Genomic DNA, 19,318 nt, shown 5'->3' with positions numbered 1-19,318 from the left:
GTCCGCGATGATGGCACCCCCGCATTCCCCGGACCGCATCCTCGCGCTCGATGCGCTGCGCGGGATTGCGGTGATCGGCATCGTGGGGATGAATGTGCATGCCTTCGCCCTGCCGGGACCGGCCTATTACAATCCCCTGTCGTATGGCGCTGTCGATGCGGCGGATTATCGGGTCTGGCTGGCGAGCTTCATTTTCATCGAGGACAAGTTTCGCACCCTGTTTGCGATGCTGTTCGGTGCAGGGTGCCTGATATTGATCGAGCGCGGCGGAGAACGTCCGTGGCGCGCGCATTATGCCCGCATGATCGTGCTCTTCGCGATCGGTCTCGTCCATGCAGCGCTGCTTGCAAGCAATGACATCCTGCGCGCCTATGCGCTTGCGGGACTGGCCTTGCCGCTGCTGGCCGGATTGTCCGCCAGGGCACTGGTAACGGTGGGTTTGGGGTTGCTTATGGTGCATCTCGCCCTCGGTTTGACCGCGTTCGGCAGCGTGTTGGTCGATTTTCACGTGAAACATTCGGGGAGCGACGCGCTGCTTTGGGCCGAGCGCCAGTTCGGTCGCGATCCGGCGGCGATTGCCGCGCTTCTCGAGCAGGGGCGCGAGGGCTTTGCCGAAAGGGTCGTGCGCCGGAGCCTCGGGATACCGGCGCAGCTCGCAACGCTGTTCGCTTCCCTGCCGCTCAATCTTGCCGCAGTGGCGCTGGGCATGGGACTGTGGAAGGGCGGAATGCTGAAGGGCGAATGGCGTACTTTCCACCTCCAGCGGCTCGCGGCAGGTTGCGCACTGGCGTCGCTGCCGGTGCTGCTGGGTCTGGCTGGCTGGCTGGTGGTGCAAGGCTTCCCGGCTGCGCTGGTCGGGCCGGTAGCGCTGGTGATCTCCGCTCCTTTCGACACGTTGCTGGGCATGGCCTATGCCGCGCTCGCCATGGCGTTTCTGGCGAGGGACAGCGCGCTCACCCGCAGGCTTGCGGCAGTCGGGCGCCTGTCGCTCACCAATTACCTGATGACCAGCGTGATCCTCGCCGCGATCTTCGCGTCCTGGGGTTTAGGCCTGTTCGGCGAAGTCACCCGCTGGCAGGCCCTTGTGCTCGGTCTTGTGCCGGTGGTCGCTATGCTGGTGTGGTCGCCGGCTTGGGTAGCGAGGTTGGGGCAGGGACCGTTCGAGCGGCTGTGGCGCGCCGGGGCGAAGGCCCTGTCCTAGCCGTCCTCGCCAAGTATCGGCGATGGCCGGTCAAGCGCCAGTTCGGCATCCGAGAAGGTGAAGGGGCTGCGCACACCCGCCATCCCGCCAAGCTCCACCCTCATCCCGCGTGCCACCACTTGCGGGTCGGCAAAGACCTCGTTCAGCCCGTTGATAGGCCCCGCCGGAATGCCCGCCGCGTGACAGGCATCGAGCAAGGCCTGCTTCGTCCAACCCGCCGTCGCCGCGGCGATCTCGGCATCGAGAGCCCTGGCGTTGGCCGTCCGGTCGCCATTGGCAAGAAAGCGTGGATCGGTGGAAAGGTGCGCAAGGTCGAGCACGTCCATCAGCTTGTGGAACAGCCCGTCATTGGCGGGCGCGAGGATCACGTGACCATCGCTCACCGGGAACACGCCATAGGGCGCGACCTGGGCATGGGCATTGCCCATGCGCGGCGGATTGGTGCCGGTGGTGAAGTGGTAGGTCGCCTGATTGGACAGCAGCGCCACCGAGCAATCGAGCAGGCTCATGTCGACTTGCTGGCCCCTGCCGGTGCGCGCGCGCTGGATAAGCGCGGCCTGAATGCCGTTCGCCGCCCACACCCCGGTGGCAAGGTCGCTGATCGAGATGCCCATCTTGACCGGGTAGCCTTCAGGCTCCCCGGTAAGTGACATGAAGCCGCTCATTCCCTGCACCACGAAGTCATAGCCCGCCTCGTGCGCGCGCGGACCGGTCTGTCCGAAACCGGTGATCGAGCAATAGACCAGCGCCGGGTTGCTGGCGGCAAGGCTGGGGTAATCGAGGCCGAATTTGGCCAGGCTGCCGGTCTTGAAGTTCTCGATCACCACGTCGGCGCCGTCGCACAGCGCCTTGACCCGCTCCAGATCCTCCGCTGCGCGGAAATCGGCGATGACCGAACGCTTGCCGCGGTTGCAGGCGTGGTAATAGGCCGCCTCGCGGTGGACCTTTCCGCTTGCGTCGGTGCGTTCGATCCAGGGCGGCCCCCACAGGCGGGTGCCGTCGCCTTCGGGGCTCTCGACCTTGATCACGTCCGCGCCGAGATCGGCCAGGATCTGCCCGCAGAACGGCCCTGCCAGCACCCGCGCCAGTTCCACGACCTTCAGCCCGGCGAGCGGCGCATGGGCGTTGCGCGGCGCGGCGAGCCACCCGGTCACGCGGGCTTCACCACCATCAACCACAGCACCGCCACCATCGGCACCGTGCTGATCAGCCCCCAGGTGATCCAGCGCCGCGACAGCGTGCGATACTCATCCGAAACCTCGCCGCCGTTCTCGAACCCGCGCGCGATCTTCGCCTGCCGGATCTGGATCGGCACCAGAATGCCCAGCCAGATCAGCCCGGCGATCACGAACAGGGCCTGGCTCGCGATCAGCCACCGCTCTTCAAACAGTGGATAGCCCATGTGGAATGCCACCCCGTACCCGCCCGCCATGGTCAGGACGATGCCCGGGATTGTCAGGCCGAAATCCGTTCCCGTCACCAGCCTCTGCCCGAAGGCGATAATCCGCGCGTCCCCGGTGCGATTGGCGAACACCTTCCACACCGCTGTGACCGTGATGTTGCCCACCAGCAGGATCACGCCGGTGTAATGGACGAACAGCAGGACGTAATAGGTGAGCATCGGCGCGCTTCAGACGTGTTCCAGCGCCACCTCGTAATGCGCCGTGGTGCTGGCGGCGATGTCGGCCTCGCCCACCCCCGGAGCCAGCTCGATCAGGCGGAAGGGCGATTGGTGATCGGGGCGCTGGAACACTGCCAGGTTGGTGATGATCATGTCCACCACCCCCGCGCCGGTCAGCGGCAGGGTGCATTCGGGGATGAACTTGGGGCTACCGTCCTTGGCGGTGTGGTCCATGACCACGATGATCTTCTTGACGCCTGCGACAAGGTCCATCGCCCCGCCCATGCCCTTGATCATCTTGCCGGGGATCATCCAGTTGGCGATGTCCCCGTTTTCGGCCACTTCCATCGCGCCAAGCACGGTAAGATCGATATGCCCGCCACGGATCATCGAAAAGCTGGTCGCGCTGTCGAAATAGGCGGAGTGCGGCAGTTCGCTGATAGTCTGCTTGCCTGCGTTGATGAGGTCTGCATCGACTTCGTCATCATAGGGGAAGGGGCCGATGCCGAGCATCCCGTTCTCGCTCTGCAGCGTTACCATCATGCCTTCGGGGATGTGGTTCGCCACAAGCGTCGGAATGCCGATTCCGAGATTGACGTAGTAGCCGTCCTTCAGTTCGCGCGCGGCGCGGGCCGCCATCTGGTCGCGGGTCCAGCCTTGCGGAAGCGTGCTCATGGTGCCTTTTGTCCTTCCTGAGCGCCCTGACCGGGCGATGCGACGGGCAGCAGCGGTTCGATCAGGAACCATCCATCGCCGATGGCAGCTTCCAGCGCGGAGCCCGCTTCGGGGTTGCGCAGATATTTGAAGCGTTCGTCGAAATCGGCCTTTTCGTCGCCTGCGATGGCGATGACGCAGGAATTGGCGGCGAGGTTTACGCGGCGCGCCTGCTTGCGATCCTCGGGGTCGCGGCTGAGCGAGACGATGTCCTCCCCGCGCGGGTCGAGTCCCGCTTGTTCAAGCGCGGTCCGCACCGTGCCGATCTGCGCCACAGGCAGGTCCGAAACCCAGGCGATCTGCACTCCCGCCTCACGCAGGACGGCGAGGCCAAGAATGAGGCCATTATTCTTTTCCGGGCGAGCGGGGGCCGCAAACAGGCTGTCCTTCGGATCAAGGTCGATAATGGCCACAGGCTGTGCGCCAGCCTCGCAGCGCGAGCGCTGGCCATCAAGCGCGACCGGATCGGCCAGCATGGCTGAGACCGGGCCGGTCGATTGCGCACTGACCGCCGCCACTCCGCGCCCGTAGCGCACGAATTGTGCGAAGCCGACGCGCCTCTGGCTGGGTGCCGATGATGTGCCAAGCGGGTTGGGTGTTGGCGACGGCGCCACAGGAACTGCAGCCGCGCCACTGCCAGCGCTGACCGTTGCGGGGGCTGGCGGCGCCGTTGTGGTGATAGCGGGAGCAGATGGCGGCGCAGGGGTCCGGCTTGTCGCCGCGGTCTGGGGGGGCGGCGCAGTGATGGTCGCCGCCGGTTGGGGGGCGGGAACCGGAGCCGGTCTGATCGCGGCCGCTGCCTCTTGTGCAGGTCGACTGGGCGCAGCAGGCGTATCATTCCCTGGCCCTTCACCATCAACCCGCGAGCCCACAATCCCGGCGCCCGCGAGCGCGGGGATCGCCACCGCGACACAACCCGAAGTTGAGGTCCCTGCCAATGCCAGCAGGGGCAAAAGGACAAGCCTTCGATCCATCATGCCGTCTCCCTCTCCCGAATGGTGCGGAACTCAATCTTCTTTTCATACGGCGCGCCGCAGACGATCCTGTTGACGAATACGCCTGCCAAGTGGACCTGGTCGGGATCGAGCGCACCCGCAGGCACCACCTCCTCGACCTCGGCAACACAGAACTTGCCGCAGGTCGCGGCCGGCAGGTTGAAGTTACGCGCGGTCTTGCGGAACACGAGATTGCCGGTCTCGTCCGCCTTCCAAGCCTTGATTATCGACAGGTCGGCAAAGATGCCGCGTTCGAGGATATAGGTCTGTATAACCCCGTCGCGATCGGGAAAGTCCTTGTGCTCCTTGCCTTCGGCAACTGCTGTTCCGACCCCGGTGCGGGTGTAGAAGCCGGGAATTCCGGCACCGCCCGCGCGCATGCGCTCTGCGAGCGTGCCCTGCGGACAGAACTCGACCTCGAGCTCTCCGGAGAGATATTGCCGCTCGAACTCCTTGTTCTCACCCACATAGGAGCTGATCATTTTCTTGACCTGCCGCGTGCGCAACAGCTTGCCGATGCCTTCGTTGTCGATCCCTGCATTATTGCTCGCGAAAGTAAGACCGGTAACGCCACTGTCACGGATTGCGTCGAGAAGGCGCTCGGGGATCCCGCACAGGCCGAAGCCTCCGGCGGCGATCAGCATTTCGTTTTTCAGTACGCCTGCCAATGCGCTGGCTGCGTCAGGGTAGAGTTTGGTCATCGGGCCTGTATGCCTCGTGGTCTGTTCGGCATGAGCATCCTGCAAGCCGGATCATTGTGCTGTCTGATTAGTGCCTTCGGGCGATGCTGTCACCACCGGGCAAAGCAAAACTTGAACCAACGTTCATGTTGCAATGCAATATCGATGTGCGGCAGCGGTCTGCTCAAAACTTAAGCGATTGCCGCATTCCGAGGCACAGATTTTGCAAATTTTGTTACAAGTCTCACCAATAAGCGCCAATAGATGCAAACTTTGCAATCATCTACGCGCTTTACGCACTTGCACAAAGAGCGAATCTGCTGCAAATGCGAAGGGCCTTTCAGGCATCCTCTCCCAAACTTTTCAAGCCCGGCACTCGTTGCCGGGCTTTTTTCTTGCCTGACGCGATCTTTCGGAACGCCGTTCCGTTTCGCCTCGATTCCCATGCGCGTGCCCCTACCTGCGCCCTCTCCGATTGCATTAGAACCGGTGCATGCCTAGCTAGTCCTGCGAGTTTCGAGAAACAGACCAGCGCAGGAATTTCCATGGCCGAAGCAGAAACCGCCGCGCCCGCCGGAACCGTACGGCTTCAGGTCGCCCCTGCGCGACAGGAGGAATCCGGGCAGGGTATCGCCCGCATGCCGCGCACCGCCTTCCAGAAGCTCGGCATCACTGAGGGCGATGTCGTCGAAATCGTTGGCAAGCGCACCACCGCGGCAATCGCCATGGCCGCCTATCCCGAAGACGACGCACTCGATGTCGTTCGGCTCGACGGTCTCCAGCGCGGCAATGCCGAGGCCGGGTCTGGGGAACATGTCGAGATTGCCCGCGCCGAATCGAGGCCGGCCACGCGTGTCGTCTTTGCGCCGGCGCAGCGCGAAATGCGCCTGCAGGGGCCGACCCAGGCATTGAAACGCAATTTTTTCGGCAAGCCGCTTGTAGCGGGTGACCTCGTCGCCACGACCGGGCAGCAGCCGGTGCAGAACATGCCGCCCGACGTGCGGCAATTGCTGCGTGCGCCAGCCTATGCGCTGACCCAGATTCGGCTTTCCGTTCATGCGACCAGCCCCAAGGGCATCGTCCATATTGACGAGAACACCGAGGTCGAACTGCGCGCCGAGTTCGAGGAACCGCGCGACGCCCGCGCCACGGTGAACTATGACGATGTCGGCGGGATGGAAGAGACCATCCGCGCGCTGCGCGAAATGGTCGAACTGCCGTTGCGCTATCCCGAGCTGTTCATCCGCCTTGGCGTCGAGCCGCCCAAGGGCGTGCTGCTCCACGGCCCGCCGGGAACGGGCAAAACCCGCCTAGCTCAGGCGGTGGCGAACGAGAGCGATGCCGAATTCTTCACCATCAACGGCCCGGAAATCATGGGTTCGGGCTATGGCGAAAGCGAAAAGCGCCTGCGCGAAGTGTTCGAGGAGGCCACCCGTGCGGCCCCCGCGATCATCTTCATCGACGAGATCGATTCCATCGCGCCAAAGCGCACGCAGGTGACGGGTGAAGCGGAAAAGCGGCTGGTCGCCCAGCTGCTGACGCTAATGGACGGGCTGGAACAGCGCGCCAACCTTGTCGTCATCGCCGCCACCAACCGTCCCGATGCCATCGACGAGGCGCTCCGCCGCCCCGGCCGCTTCGACCGCGAGATCGTGATCGGCGTCCCCGACGAGCGCGGGCGGCGCGAGATCCTGGCGATCCACACCCGCGGGATGCCGATGGAAGAGGCGGTCGATCTCAGGGAGCTGGCGCGCGTCACCCACGGCTTTGTGGGTGCAGATATTGCAGCGCTTTCACGCGAGGCGGCGATCGAGGCAGTGCGGCGGATCATGCCGCGGCTCGACCTCGACGAACGCACCATCCCGCCCGAAGTCCTCGAAGACCTGTGCGTGACCCGCGACGATTTCCTCGCGGCCCTGAAGCGCGTCCAGCCCTCGGCGATGCGCGAGGTGATGGTGCAGGTTCCCAATGTCGCCTGGAGTGATATCGGCGGGGCGGGCGAGGCCATCGACAAGCTCAAGGAGGGGATCGAACTCCCCTTGAAGAACCCCGAGGCCTTCCGCCGGCTCGGCATCCGTCCGGCCAAGGGATTTCTGCTCTATGGCCCGCCCGGCACCGGCAAGACCTTGCTGGCGAAGGCGGTGGCGAAGGAGGCCGAGGCGAACTTCATCTCGATGAAGTCCTCCGACCTGCTTTCCAAATGGTATGGCGAGAGCGAGCAGCAGATCGCCCGCCTCTTCGCCCGCGCCCGCGCGGTCGCGCCTTGCGTGGTGTTCATCGACGAGATCGATTCGCTGGTTCCCGCTCGCGGCAGCGGGCAGGGCGAGCCGCAGGTGACCGGGCGCGTGGTCAATACCATCCTTGCCGAAATGGACGGGTTGGAGGAGCTGCAATCGGTCGTTGTGGTCGGTGCCACCAACCGCCCGACGCTGGTCGATCCTGCGCTGCTGCGTCCGGGCCGTTTCGATGAACTTGTCTATGTCGGCACCCCCGACAAGGGGGGGCGCGAGCATATTCTCGGCATTCACACTGCCAAGATGCCGCTGGCGGACGATGTCGATCTCGGCGCCTTGGCGGGCAAGACCGAGCGCTTTACGGGGGCCGACCTCGAAGACCTCGTGCGCCGCGCGGGTCTTTCGGCGCTGCGGCGCGTGGGCGGGGAGGTCACACAGGTCTCTGCCGAGGATTTCGAGGCCGCGCTCAAGGATTCGCGTGCAACCGTCACCGAGGCGATGGAGTCCGAATACAAGAAAATGCGCGGCGAATTGAAGAAACGCGCGGCCGAAGTGCAGCCCATCGGCTTCCTGTCGCCCGACATGCTGACCCCGACGCGGGAAAAGAAACACGATTGATGTTCGGCTAATGTTCCACGTGAAACATTGGCACCGGCGGTGCGACTGACCCTTTCCAAAGGGAAGGCAAAGCCGCGCCAAACCCGGTCTGGCGGGGGTCGAACCGGGGGCTAGGCCGACCTAATGTGCCGCGTCCCAGCTGAGCCCGGTGCCGATATCCACGCCGAGCGGGACCGACAGTTCCACCGCAGGCAGCGCGGCCTCGGCCATTACCTGCCGGATGATCGGCGTTGCGGCCTCGACCCGCTCCTCCGGCAGCTCGAACACCAGTTCGTCGTGCACTTGCAGAAGCATCCGCACGTCATGCAGGCCGGCCTCGGCCAGCGCGGGGAGCATTCGCGCCATCGCGCGCTTGATGATGTCGGCGCTGGTGCCCTGGATCGGCGCATTGATCGCGGCGCGCTCCGACCCCTGCCGTTCGGCCTGGTTCTTCGAATTGATCCGCGGGAACCACGTCTTGCGGCCGAACAGCGTCTCGGAATAGCCCTTGGCGCGCACGCTCTCGAGCGTCTCGTGGATATAGCGCTGGATGCCGGGGAAGCGCTGGAAATAGGTGTCGATCATCGCCTGGGCTTCGTCGGGCTCAACCTCCAGCCTTGAGGCCAGCCCCCAGCGGCTGATGCCGTAGAGGATCGCGAAATTGATCGTCTTGGCCCGCGCGCGGGTATCGCGGGTGACTTCGCCGAACATCTCGGTCGCGGTGCGGGCGTGGATGTCCTCGCCGTGGGCGAAAGCCTGTTTCAGCGTATCGACATCGGCCATGTGCGCGGCGAGGCGCAGCTCGATCTGCGAATAGTCCGCCGCGAGCAGGACATTGCCCGGCTCGGGTACGAAGGCCTCGCGGATCTGGCGACCGATCGGCGTGCGCACCGGGATGTTCTGGAGGTTCGGATCGGTCGAACTCAATCGTCCGGTCTGCGCACCGACCAGCGAATAGCTGGTGTGCACCCGCCCGGTATCCGGGTTGATCGCCGCCTGAAGCGCATCGGTATAGGTCGATTTGAGTTTCGAGAGCTGACGCCATTCGAGCACCAGCTTGGCAATCGGCGCGCCTTCGCCTGCAAGCCGTTCGAGCACCGAGACATCGGTCGAATATTGCCCGCTCTTGCCCTTCTTCCCGCCCTTGTAACCCAGTTTGTCGAACAGGATCTCGCCCAGCTGCTTGGGGCTGCCGACAGTGAATTCCTGTCCGGCAGCGGCGTGGACTTCCCCTTCGAGCCGTCCGATCTCGACGGCGAATTCCTCCGACAGCTTCGCCAGCCGCGCACGATCGACGCGGATACCCTCGCGCTCCATGCGGGCGACCACGGGGATCAGAGGGCGGTCGACCCGCTCGTAGATGCGCGTTCCCCCTTCCTCGGCAAGGCGCGGCTTGAGCACACGGTAGAGCCGCAAGGTCACATCCGCATCCTCGGCGGCGTAGCGGGTGGCATCCTCCAGCGGCACCTCGGCAAAGGAAATCGCCTTCTTGCCGGTGCCGCATACGTCCTTGAAGGCGATGGGGGTGTGGCCGAGATGGCGCTGGCTGAGTTCGTCCATCCCGTGGCCGCCCCCCATGCCATCTTCACCGCGCCCGGCATCAAGATCGAAGCTGATCACCATCGTATCCTCGATGGGGGCCACGGCGATCCCTTCGCGCGCCAGCACGTTGAGGTCATACTTGCCGTTCTGGAACACCTTGAGGACGGCATCATCCTCCAGCAGCGGCTTGAGCGCGGCAAGCGCCGCCGCCTTGTCCACCTGCTCGGGCTTCTGGGCGAACATGTCGTTCCCGCCGTGCGCCAGCGGGATATAGCAGGCATCATTGGGTGCAAGCGCGAGGCTGACCCCGACGAGATCGGCCTGCATCGCATCGAGCGAGGTGGTCTCGGTATCGACCGCCACCACTTGCGCGGCGCGGGCGCGGGCGATCCATTCTTCCAGCGCGTCCAGCGTCTGGACGGTCGCATAGGCGGCGTGATCGATGCGCGGCATTTCGGGCAGCGGCTGGCGGTTGGCGCTGTCGTCCCCTGCGCGGTTTGCTCCGGGCTTGTCGGCCTTGGGCGGGTTGAGATCGGTCTTGCGCGCGGGGCTGCCATTGCCGGTCTCGAGCCGTTTCAGCAGCGAGGTAAAGCCGTGCTTTTCGAGGAAGGCGGCAAGCGGTCCGGGCGGGACGGGGCCGAGCTTCATCTCCTCCAGCGGCTGCGGCAGGTCGCAGTCCTCCTTGAGCGTCACGAGAATTTTCGACAGCTCGGCATCGCCGCGCCCTTCGATCAGGCGCTCCTTCAGCTTGGACGGCTTCATCTCCGGCGCCGCATCGAGCGCGGCGGTGAGCGAGCCGTGTTCGGCGATCAGCTTGGAAGCGGTCTTGGGCCCGATCCCGAAAATGCCCGGCACATTGTCCACGCTGTCGCCCATCAGCGCCAGCACATCGCCGACTAGTTCGGGGCCGACGCCGAACTTTTCCTCGACTTCCGGAAGCCAGATGCGCTGGTTCTTCATTGTGTCGAGCATGTCGATGCGTGCCGGGCCGTTCGGGCCGTCCACCTCGCTGATGAGCTGCATCAGGTCCTTGTCGGACGAGACGATGGTCACGTCCCAGCCCTGGCGCTGCGCTTCGCGGGCATAGGTCGCGATCAGGTCATCGGCCTCCAGCCCTTCGACCTCGATGCAGGGCAGGCTGAAGGCGCGGGTCGCATCGCGGATCAGCGGGAATTGCGGGACGAGGTCTTCGGGCGGTTCGGGCCGGTTGGCCTTGTATTGATCGTAGATCTCGTTGCGGAAAGACACGCCGCTGGCGTCGAGAATCACCGCAAGATGTGTCGGCCCGTCGGCCTCGTCGAGATCGGCGGCGAGCTTCCACAGCATGGTGGTATAGCCATACACCGCTCCGACCGGCGTGCCCTGCGGATCGGTCAGCGGTGGCAGCCTGTGATAGGCGCGGAAGATGTATGAGGATCCGTCGACGAGGTAGAGATGCTGTTTCGGTTCGGCCATGCCGCCTGCTAGCATCCGCCAGCGCGGCGCGGTAGCCGCTTTGACGGCGCGATGACCGGCGCGCGTCCGCGACGGGCCGCCGCAAATGCCGGACGAAATGTGGCGGAAAAGTGGCGAGATTGGGGCTGGAATGCCTTAATTGGCTTGCGCTGCCGCAATCTTGCCACTATTTCCCGATCCGGACCCGGGGGTCAGATACCGGTTTCGCCGCGCTTCCTTAAGGAACGCGGGACAATCGCTGAAAAAGGATTTCATCACTATGCGTAAGATCGTTCTGGCTGCTGCCATCGCCACCTCGGCTCTCGGCCTCGCCGCTTGCTCGGGCGAAACCGCCACCGAAACCGAAGAAGCTGTCGACGCGATGGCTGCCGACGCCGAAGCCAATGCTGACGCCGCCGCCGAAGGCGCCGAAGCCGCCGCTGACGCCGCCGCTGAAGGTGCCGAAGACGCTGCTGCCGCTGCTGCCGACGCCGCCGCTGAAGGCGCTGACGCCGTTGCTGACGCCGCCGCTGACGTGGCTGCCGCTGCCGAGAAGGCTGCCGAGTAATTCGGATCTGATCGCACTGCTGAGGCAGTGATGGTCAAACAGGAAGGGCGGTGCCGCAAGGCGCCGCCCTTTCCTTTTGCGTCATGTGTGGTCCTGAACCTTGCGGTGCGGGTTCAGCCGCCGTTGCCGTAGGGGGCGCTGGCCCAGTTGCGCGCCGGATCGCGCTGCTGGGCGCGCACGGCGAAACCGTCATACAGCGCGCGGGCAATGGCCGCGATGCGCTCCTCGCGGGCAAGACGGGTGCCTTGCCCCGTCACGTAAATCGCTACCGCAATCGCCCGGCCATCAGGCGATTCGATGATGCCGATATCGCTTGAGGTGTTGCTGAGCGAGCCGGTCTTGTGGCTTACCCGGGCCTCTTCCGGCATGTGCGCGACGATCCGGCGCTTGCCGGTCACGGTGCGGCTCATCGCGCCCAGCAGCACGCGGCGGCTTTCGTCGGACAGGAACTCGCCGCGATAGAGCCCGGCCAGCAGCCGCACCATGGCGCGCGGGGTGGCGGCATCGCGCGGGTCGATATGGATGGCCGGATTGTGCTCGCCGTCATCGCGCACCAGCGTGGCGATATCGCGGTTGATGCTGAATTGCTCGATGCCCTGGGAGTGCACCCAGTCGGTCACCACGCCCGGCCCGCCGACCGCGGCCAGCAGCGCGTCGGTCGCCGGATTGGACGAGCGGGTGATCATGATCTCGATCAGGTCGATCGCGGGCATGTACTGCCCCTGTCGCACCGGCGCGCGGGCCGAGGAGAACTTGGCCGAACGGACCGGGAGCAACAGCGGGAATTCCGAAGTCAGCGAATAGCGCCCCTTCTCCACCATCTCGAGATAGGTCGCCGCGACCGCGATCTTGCTGGTCGAGGCCATCGGGAACAGCTGGTCGCCCAGCACCATCACTTCCTCGCCCGTGGCAAGGTCGATCGCGGCCACGCCGATCCGCCCGCGCGACGGTTCGGCCAGCTCGGCAATGCGCTGTTCGAAGCTCGATGCATAGATCGCCTCGAAGGTCTGCGGCTTGCGGACCTCGGTGCCAAAGGCCTCGTCGAAGCGCGACTGCAATTCCTGCGTCTGCGCCGCGGCGGGTGCGGCAAGGACTGCGCACAGCCCGGCGAGGCCGGTGACAAGGCCGGTAACGAGGGCGGAAAGGCGGGTGCGTGCCATGGCCTGAAGTTACTCCTTCACGGTTGCGGGCGACTTAACGCTCACCCTACGCACGCCCGATTCGTCGCGGCAAGACTTCATTTCGCCGTCTGCGACGAAAGGTGCGCATGGCACGACCGGGCCGACTCGGCATCCTCGCCATCCATGGTGCGTCAATGCGGCTGCTCGGATTGCGTTGCCGGTTGGTCGAAATTGGGCCGGAGGCACCATTCCTCCCCTTGACTGGCGTGCCTGCGGCGGCAGTCTGCCTGTCTATCATCCGGTTAGAAGGGACATCATGACCAACGCATCCGCCTTGCGCGCCTCTGGCGCTTTCCTGTCCGTATTGCTGCTTTCCGCCTCCGGCATTGCCATGGCCCAGAGCGTGCCGATCATCCAGCCGGGCGCGCCGGGGCAGGACAGCCGCACGCTTACCGCCGAGGAAGCGACCAAACTCGCCGCGACAAGCTATGCCCCGGCCGACGTGACCTTCATGCAGCACATGATCGTCCACCACCAGCAGGCGGTGGAAATGGCGGTGCTGGTCAAGGACCGTACCAATACCGAGGAAATCGTCGACATCGCCGGACGCATCGAATCGAGCCAGGCCGATGAAATCGCCTTCATGAAGAGCTGGCTGGCCGAACGGGGGGAGCCGGCAGAAGACCCGAAGATGAAGGGTCACGGCGCGCATATGCATCACATGATGGCCGGAATGGCGAGTCCCGATCAGATGAAGGCACTTGCGCAGGCCAAGGGGGTTGAGTTCGATCGCCAGTTCCTCACCCTGATGATCGCCCACCACGAAGGCGCGCTGGACATGGTGAAGGAGCTGCTGCGCCAGCCCGGCACCGCGGCCGATCCGGTGCTCTACCGCTTCGTCGGCGATATCGAGAACGAGCAGACCGGCGAGATCGAGCGCATGGACGTGCTGCTGGCCGGCCTTTCGGAAGATCCGCGCGCGGGACTGGCTGCGGGCTTCGACAATGCCGGTGAGGCGATCTTCAATCTCACGAAGGTCGCCAGCCTGCGCAAGCCTGCAGGTTTCTTCAATCCCGACAATCCCGCCGATCTTCGTCCGCCGGTCCCGCCGCGCGAGGATGAAAAAAAGAAGGACGAAAAGGCCAAGGCCGACGTCAAGGCCGAAGCCAAGCCCGAAGCTGAAGCCGCCCCTGAAGCAGAGGGCGCCGAAAGCGAAACGCCCGAGCGCGGCGAGGAAGAAAGCCTCACCCAGTTCGCCGAGCGCTCGCCCCTGCTCGACTTCGCCAATACCGACATGGCGTTCTTCGACGATGTGCTTGTGGCCGGCAGCTATCACGGCTTCAACATCTACAAGCTGGGCGCGGACGGCGTGCCCAACCTGATGAGCTCGGTCGTGTGTCCGGGCGGGCAAGGCGATGTCTCGGTGGTCGGCAATATCCTCGTGATGAGCGTCGAGCAGACCCGCGGGCGCGTGGACTGCGGATTGCAGGGCGTTGACGGCAAGGTCAGCGAGGACCGCTTCCGGGGCTTGCGCATCTTCGACATTTCCGACCTGACGCGCCCGCGCCAGGTCGGCGGGGTGCAGACCTGCCGGGGCAGCCACACCCATTCGATCGTCAGCGCCGATGACACACGCATCATCGTCTACAATTCCGGCACCGCAGGCATCCGCGAGGAAGAGGAGCTCGCGGGGTGCATCGGCGAAATTCCGGGCGACACCCGCACCGCGCTGTTCTCGGTCGACGTGATCGAGATCCCAGTCTCCGATCCCTCCAAGGCGCGCATCGTCAAGAGCCCGCGCGTCTTCGCCGACACCGAGACGGGCGAGATCGCCGGTCTGTGGCGCGGCGGCGATCATGGCGAGGGCACGCAGCGCACCGCCACGACCGATCACTGCCACGACATCACCGTGTTCCCGTCCAAGGGCATCGCGGCGGGCGCCTGTTCGGGCAACGGCATCCTGTTCGACATCCGCGATCCGCTGAACCCGAAGCGTATCGACGCGGTGACCGACACGACCTTTGCCTACTGGCACTCGGCCACCTTCAACAATGACGGCACCAAGGTGATCTTCACCGACGAATGGGGCGGCGGCGGGCGGCCGCGCTGCAAGGCCTCCGACCCCAAGACCTGGGGCGCCAACGCGGTGTATGATGTGGTCGACGGCAAGCTGAAGTTCCGTGCGCACTACAAGCTGCCCGGGCCGCAGAGCGACATGGAGAACTGCGTCGCCCACAATGGTTCGATCATTCCGGTGCCGGGCCGCGACCTGTTCGCGCAAGCCTGGTATCAGGGCGGGCTATCGGTGATGGACTTCACCGACAGCGACAACCCCAGGGAAATCGCCTTCTTCGATCGCGGGCCGATTGACGACAAGCAGCTGGTGCTTGGCGGTTACTGGTCGGTCTACTGGTACAGGGGCCACATCTACGGGACCGAGATCACCCGCGGGATCGACGTGTTCAAGCTCGAACCGAGCGAGTTCCTGACCGAGGCCGAGATCGCGGCAGCAGGCGCGGCGCGGTATGAGGGCGGTCGGTTCAACCCGCAGACCCAGACCGAGGTGACCTGGGACAGCGCCGCGATCGAAGCCGCCGAAGCGAGCCGCAAGGGCGGATAACCGGGGCGGGGGGGCTGCGCCCTCCCGCGTCTTGCCGGGGATAGAGGCTTAGTGGCCGGTGGCCGCGTAGGCTGTGCGCAGCCCTTCGAGCGGGCCGTCGAAAATCGGCTCTCCGTTCCTGTCGTAGCGCGGCAGGAAGGCGAGGTCGCCCGCATCATCCAGTTCGATGAACAGCTTCTTGCGCCGGAAATCGCGGCGCGCTCCGACGAATACTGCCTCAAGCCGCGGCTTGCCGCGCACCACGACGCGGCGATTGCGGAACATGGTGCGAAGGGTGGCAAGCGTGGGTTTGGTAAGGTTGCGCCTGCGGTCACGCTCGACCACAATCCCGCCATTGCGTTCCGACTCGGCCTGCATCGCGGCCTGTTCCTGCGGGGTCGGCACGTTCAGCAGGTTGAAGAAGGTCGCCTCATCCATCTCGATCACAATGATGTTCGGTTCGGTGAGCGGTTGCAGGCTCAGCGGGGTCTGCGATCCGGCGCGCGGGCCGAAAAGTGCATCGGGAATGTCGGAATGCAGCATGTATTTGCCATTCCACATCGAGACATCGGCAACGTCGATGATCCCGGCGATATCCTGATCGCCGCCACGCCCTTCCTTGCGGGCGCTGCGCAGCAGGTCGCGCGGCCCCTTGCAGCCCGGCGCGCAGATCATCCGGAGACTTTCGAGATAAGCTTCGCGCGTTTCCGCGGCGGCCGGAAGCGAAACGGGCAATGCCGCCACCATCGCGCCGGCGAGCAAGAATGGCCACCTTTGCAGGATACGCCTGTGCACCTCACCTCTCCTTTGGAGCAGGCGTAATTCCCGGAAGCTGAACCGTCGCTTAAGAGTAAGCCAGTGCGATCAGGATGTTATGCGGCTGAGCCCGCGAAACCCCGGCGCGCTAGCCCGTCCAGTCTTCGCCCAGCGCGTCGGCCACCACGGCGGCGCGCAAGCGCTCAATGCCCATGCCCTTTTCCGCGCTGGTCTGGTGGATTTCCGGGTGCGCGGCGACATGCTTGCGCGCTTCGGCAATGGTGCGTTCGGTCACGGCGGCGAGTTCGCTGGCCTTGATCTTGTCGGTCTTGGTCAGCACGATGCGGTAGCCGACGGCGGCTTCATCGAGCATCTTCATCATCGCCCGGTCGACCTCTTTCAGCCCGTGGCGGCTGTCGACCAGCACCAGCGTGCGCGAAAGCACCTGCCGCCCGCGCAGGTAGGAATTGACCAGCGCCTTCCACTTCTCGACCACCTTCAGCGGGGCCTTGGCAAAGCCGTAGCCGGGCATGTCGACCAACCGGAACAGCGGCAGCGCACCGTCCTCCACGCTCTCGTCCCTTGGCCTGCCCACATCGAAGAAATTCAGTTCCTGCGTGCGCCCCGGCGTGACCGAGGCGCGGGCAATCGCCTTGCGGCCCGTAAGCGCGTTGAGCAGCGATGACTTGCCGACGTTCGAGCGCCCGCAGAAGGCAATCTCCGGCACCACCGGATCGGGCAGGAATTTGAGCTGCGGGGCGGACAGCAGGAAGTCCACCGGCCCGGAAAACAGCTTCGATGCCGCTTCCTCGAGCGCGGCCTGGTCTTCCGGATCGCTCACGCGCCTAACCCTTCGCTGCCTTTTCCTTCGCCGCCGCGGCTCTCAGCTGCGGGTGCTTGGAATAGAGATAGCTCTGCTGCGCCAGCGTGAGGATGTTCGAGGTCACCCAGTAAAGCAGCAGGCCGGCGGCAAAGGGCGCCATCACGAACATCAGGATCCACGGCATGATCGCGAACATCTGCTGCTGCACCGGGTCCATCGCCGTGGGGTTGAGCTTGAAGGTCAGCCACATTGTCACGCCGAGCAGGATCGCCAGCGGACCGATGGCAAGGAAGCCCGGCACATCGTAAGGCAGCATCCCGAACAGGTTGAGGATATGCGCCGGATCGGGGGCGGAAAGGTCGCGGATCCAGGCGAAGAACGGCTCGTGACGCATCTCGATCGCCAGCACCAGCACCTTGTAGAGCGCGAAGAAGATCGGGATCTGCAGCACGAGCGGCAGACAGCCCGCCAGCGGGTTCACCTTCTCGTCCTTGTAGAGCTTCATGATCTCCTGCTGCTGGCGCTGCTTGTCGTCCTTGAAGCGTTCCTGGATCTCCTTCATCTTCGGCTGGATGGCCTTCATCGCGGCCATGCTGGCGAACTGCTTCTGCGCAATCGGGAACATGGCCCCGCGGATGATCACGGTGAGCAGGATGATCGCCACACCGAAATTGCCGACCAGACCGTTGAGCGTGCGCAGCAGCCACAGGATCGGCTTTTCGATGATCTCGAACCAGCCCCAGCTGATGGCCTTGCCGAAATAGGTGATGCCGCTGTCCTCGTAACTGTCGAGGATCTCGCTATCCTTGGCCCCGGCATAGAGGCGGGTCTGCTGGCTCAGGCTGCCTGCCGTCGGGACGGTCTGCGCGGCGTAGATGAGATCGGAACGGAACAGGCTGTCGCCAAGCGAACGGAAGCCGGCGCTGTCCGTCTCGCCCTTTCCGGGCACCAGCGCGGAAAGCCAGTACTGGTCGGTAAAGCCAAGCCAGCTGGCCGCGCCTTCGGGCTTTTCGCCGCCCAGCTCGGCCAGTTCCTCGTAGGAATGCGGGTCCCACAGCGTCCCGCCGAACACCCCGACCGGGCCGGCATGGGCCACGAACTGGTCGGGCGTCGCGTTGCGGTCGGTGCGCTTGATCAGCGCGAAGGGCTGGATGATGGCCGCCGCCGGGCTGCCATTGGTGGCGCTCTGCTCGGCGGTGATCATGTAATCCTTGTCCACCGAAAGGCGGATCGCATAGCTGACGCCGTCGGCATCGGTGCGGGTGAGGGTGACAGGGGTCTCGGGCGTGAGCTTCGCGCCGTCAGCCTGCCAGCGCGCGGTCGAGGGCTGACGCACCCCGCCGGTGACAAAGCCGAATTCGGCGAAATACTGGTCCGGGGTGCCTTCCGGCGCGAACAGGCGCACCGGACCGGAATCCTTCTTCACCGTCTGGCGGTAGTCCTTCAGCACCACGTCGTCGATCCGTGCGCCGACAAGATTGATCGAGCCGGCAATGCGCGGGGTGTCGATTACGACCCGGTCAGGGCTGGCGAGCGCATCGTTCAGCTTGATGACCTGCATCTTCCCGGCATCCGCGCCGAGATCGGATGCACCCTTTGGGGTGCCGGGCGCGTCCGCCGCGCTGGTCTGCGACACAGGCTCAGCTGCATCCATCGGCGCGCTGATCGAAGCTTCGGGATAGAAAAACCGCATGCCCAGATCCCAGCCGAGAATGAGCAGGCCGGAAAGCACGACAGCGAGAAGAAAATTGCGATTGTCCAAGATCAAGCCCCGAAAGAATGCGATGTTAGCTGTGTTATGGGGTTAAGACGGTCCCGTTTAAACCCCTCAGGGAACCGGGTCATGCCCGTGTCCGCCCCAAGGGTGGCAGCGCATTAGCCGCTTCGTGGCCATCCATCCACCCTTGATGGCACCATACTTGCCGATCGCCTCGATGGCATATTGGCTGCACGACGGGGAATAACGGCAGGTTGGCGGCAGGAGGCGCGACGGGCCGATCTGCCAGAACCGCGCGATGAGGATGAGAAGATGCTTCATTTGCGCCGGCCCCCGCGCCGGTCGCCCTTGCGGGGACGGCGGCCGCCGGCCGGATCGCCGCGCCCCTCGCGCGCCCGTTCGAGCGCCTTGGCGAGCTCCTCGCTCATCAGGTGAAAGTCGCGCTCCACCCCGCCCGCACGCCCGATCAGCACGTGATCGTGATCGGGCAGGCCGTGTTGGGGCAATGCGGCGCGCAGCAATTCGCGAAAGCGCCGCTTCATGCGGTTGCGCACCACCGCATTGCCGATCTTCTTGGTCACAGTGATCCCGTAGCGCATGCCTTGCCCGTCGTTCGGACGGGTCAGCAGCACAAACCCGGCGCGCGCGTTGCGCAGGCCCGCATTGGCGGCAAGAAAATCCGCGCGCTTGGTCAGGACGGAGATCATGATGATGTC

At 64.8% G+C, this 19,318-nt stretch carries 16 protein-coding genes; 4 read left to right on the top strand and 12 right to left on the bottom strand.

Going from position 1 to position 19,318, the window contains the following annotated elements; genetic code table 11:
* Positions 1-7 precede the first annotated feature (7 nt).
* Positions 8-1,201 (top strand): DUF418 domain-containing protein, encoded by a 1,194-nt coding sequence (locus I603_RS13785; RefSeq protein WP_068865814.1) that lies wholly within the window; start codon positions 8-10, stop codon positions 1,199-1,201.
* On the opposite strand, the gene I603_RS13780 is transcribed toward I603_RS13785, so the two are convergent.
* The 5 genes from I603_RS13780 to I603_RS13760 all read right to left on the bottom strand — a co-directional run bounded on the left by I603_RS13780 (position 1,198) and on the right by I603_RS13760 (position 5,232).
* Positions 1,198-2,355 carry a CaiB/BaiF CoA transferase family protein gene (locus tag I603_RS13780; RefSeq protein WP_068865813.1) on the bottom strand — a complete coding sequence of 386 codons (1,158 nt, stop codon included), beginning with the start codon at positions 2,353-2,355 and terminating at the stop codon, positions 1,198-1,200. The two genes, I603_RS13785 and I603_RS13780, sit on opposite strands and share 4 nt — an antisense overlap.
* On the bottom strand, positions 2,352-2,822 hold the full coding sequence (locus I603_RS13775) for a DUF2269 family protein (protein ID WP_068865812.1): 471 nt from the start codon (positions 2,820-2,822) through the stop codon (positions 2,352-2,354). The genes I603_RS13780 and I603_RS13775 overlap by 4 nt, the downstream gene beginning before the upstream one ends.
* A gap of 9 nt (positions 2,823-2,831) precedes the next feature.
* Positions 2,832-3,497: a CoA transferase subunit B gene (locus tag I603_RS13770; RefSeq protein WP_068865811.1), complete on the bottom strand. Its 666-nt coding sequence runs from the start codon at positions 3,495-3,497 to the stop codon at positions 2,832-2,834.
* Positions 3,494-4,072 carry a ubiquitin-like domain-containing protein gene (locus tag I603_RS13765; protein ID WP_143736699.1) on the bottom strand — a complete coding sequence of 193 codons (579 nt, stop codon included), beginning with the start codon at positions 4,070-4,072 and terminating at the stop codon, positions 3,494-3,496. The genes I603_RS13770 and I603_RS13765 overlap by 4 nt, the downstream gene beginning before the upstream one ends.
* Before the next feature lie 437 nt (positions 4,073-4,509).
* Positions 4,510-5,232, bottom strand: coding sequence for a CoA transferase subunit A (locus I603_RS13760; RefSeq protein WP_068865809.1), 723 nt, complete (start codon positions 5,230-5,232; stop codon positions 4,510-4,512).
* Positions 5,233-5,756: 524 nt separating this feature from the next.
* Here I603_RS13760 and I603_RS13755 point away from each other — a divergent pair.
* Positions 5,757-8,063 (top strand): CDC48 family AAA ATPase, encoded by a 2,307-nt coding sequence (locus tag I603_RS13755; RefSeq protein WP_068865808.1) that lies wholly within the window; start codon positions 5,757-5,759, stop codon positions 8,061-8,063.
* A 120-nt stretch (positions 8,064-8,183) separates the two neighbouring features.
* Here the strand turns inward: I603_RS13755 and polA are convergent, their stop codons facing one another.
* Positions 8,184-11,039, bottom strand: a complete 2,856-nt coding sequence (gene polA, locus I603_RS13750; protein WP_068865807.1) for a DNA polymerase I — start codon at positions 11,037-11,039, stop codon at positions 8,184-8,186.
* A 259-nt stretch (positions 11,040-11,298) separates the two neighbouring features.
* Between polA and I603_RS13745 the strand changes: the two genes are divergently transcribed.
* Positions 11,299-11,586 carry a hypothetical protein gene (locus I603_RS13745; protein WP_068865806.1) on the top strand — a complete coding sequence of 96 codons (288 nt, stop codon included), beginning with the start codon at positions 11,299-11,301 and terminating at the stop codon, positions 11,584-11,586.
* A 113-nt stretch (positions 11,587-11,699) separates the two neighbouring features.
* Here the strand turns inward: I603_RS13745 and I603_RS13740 are convergent, their stop codons facing one another.
* Entirely contained in the window at positions 11,700-12,746 is a 1,047-nt protein-coding gene (locus I603_RS13740) for a serine hydrolase (protein WP_068865805.1), read from the bottom strand.
* A gap of 277 nt (positions 12,747-13,023) precedes the next feature.
* Here I603_RS13740 and I603_RS13735 point away from each other — a divergent pair, with 277 nt between their 5' ends.
* Positions 13,024-15,327 (top strand): DUF305 domain-containing protein, encoded by a 2,304-nt coding sequence (locus I603_RS13735; RefSeq protein WP_068865804.1) that lies wholly within the window; start codon positions 13,024-13,026, stop codon positions 15,325-15,327.
* Between the two features lie 48 nt (positions 15,328-15,375).
* Here I603_RS13735 and I603_RS13730 read toward each other — a convergent pair whose 3' ends face one another.
* From I603_RS13730 to rnpA, 5 genes are all read right to left on the bottom strand, one after another.
* On the bottom strand, positions 15,376-16,101 hold the full coding sequence (locus I603_RS13730; protein WP_143736700.1) for a hypothetical protein: 726 nt from the start codon (positions 16,099-16,101) through the stop codon (positions 15,376-15,378).
* Positions 16,102-16,210: 109 nt separating this feature from the next.
* On the bottom strand, positions 16,211-16,903 hold the full coding sequence (gene yihA / locus I603_RS13725; RefSeq protein ID WP_068865802.1) for a ribosome biogenesis GTP-binding protein YihA/YsxC: 693 nt from the start codon (positions 16,901-16,903) through the stop codon (positions 16,211-16,213).
* A 4-nt stretch (positions 16,904-16,907) separates the two neighbouring features.
* Positions 16,908-18,647, bottom strand: coding sequence for a membrane protein insertase YidC (gene yidC / locus I603_RS13720; protein ID WP_198157262.1), 1,740 nt, complete (start codon positions 18,645-18,647; stop codon positions 16,908-16,910).
* A 66-nt stretch (positions 18,648-18,713) separates the two neighbouring features.
* Positions 18,714-18,923, bottom strand: coding sequence for a membrane protein insertion efficiency factor YidD (gene yidD, locus I603_RS13715; RefSeq protein WP_068865801.1), 210 nt, complete (start codon positions 18,921-18,923; stop codon positions 18,714-18,716).
* Entirely contained in the window at positions 18,920-19,309 is a 390-nt protein-coding gene (rnpA, locus tag I603_RS13710; RefSeq protein ID WP_068865800.1) for a ribonuclease P protein component, read from the bottom strand. The genes yidD and rnpA overlap by 4 nt, the downstream gene beginning before the upstream one ends.
* Positions 19,310-19,318: the final 9 nt, after the last annotated feature.

The sequence above is a fragment of the Erythrobacter dokdonensis DSW-74 genome (genome assembly GCF_001677335.1).
GTDB classification, from domain to species: domain Bacteria; phylum Pseudomonadota; class Alphaproteobacteria; order Sphingomonadales; family Sphingomonadaceae; genus Erythrobacter; species Erythrobacter dokdonensis.
This window is presented reverse-complemented; position numbering and strand designations above follow the sequence as displayed.

What these genes read in the sequence shown, in the direction of transcription:
- I603_RS13785 (WP_068865814.1), top strand. Translation starts at nt 8, where the DNA reads ATGATGGCACCCCCGCATTCCCCGGACCGCATCCTCGCGCTCGATGCG.
- I603_RS13775 (WP_068865812.1), bottom strand. Translation starts at nt 2,822, where the DNA reads ATGCTCACCTATTACGTCCTGCTGTTCGTCCATTACACCGGCGTGATC.
- I603_RS13770 (WP_068865811.1), bottom strand. Translation starts at nt 3,497, where the DNA reads ATGAGCACGCTTCCGCAAGGCTGGACCCGCGACCAGATGGCGGCCCGC.
- I603_RS13760 (WP_068865809.1), bottom strand. Translation starts at nt 5,232, where the DNA reads ATGACCAAACTCTACCCTGACGCAGCCAGCGCATTGGCAGGCGTACTG.
- I603_RS13755 (WP_068865808.1), top strand. Translation starts at nt 5,757, where the DNA reads ATGGCCGAAGCAGAAACCGCCGCGCCCGCCGGAACCGTACGGCTTCAG.
- polA (WP_068865807.1), bottom strand. Translation starts at nt 11,039, where the DNA reads ATGGCCGAACCGAAACAGCATCTCTACCTCGTCGACGGATCCTCATAC.
- I603_RS13745 (WP_068865806.1), top strand. Translation starts at nt 11,299, where the DNA reads ATGCGTAAGATCGTTCTGGCTGCTGCCATCGCCACCTCGGCTCTCGGC.
- I603_RS13740 (WP_068865805.1), bottom strand. Translation starts at nt 12,746, where the DNA reads ATGGCACGCACCCGCCTTTCCGCCCTCGTTACCGGCCTTGTCACCGGC.
- I603_RS13735 (WP_068865804.1), top strand. Translation starts at nt 13,024, where the DNA reads ATGACCAACGCATCCGCCTTGCGCGCCTCTGGCGCTTTCCTGTCCGTA.
- yidD (WP_068865801.1), bottom strand. Translation starts at nt 18,923, where the DNA reads ATGAAGCATCTTCTCATCCTCATCGCGCGGTTCTGGCAGATCGGCCCG.
- rnpA (WP_068865800.1), bottom strand. Translation starts at nt 19,309, where the DNA reads ATGATCTCCGTCCTGACCAAGCGCGCGGATTTTCTTGCCGCCAATGCG.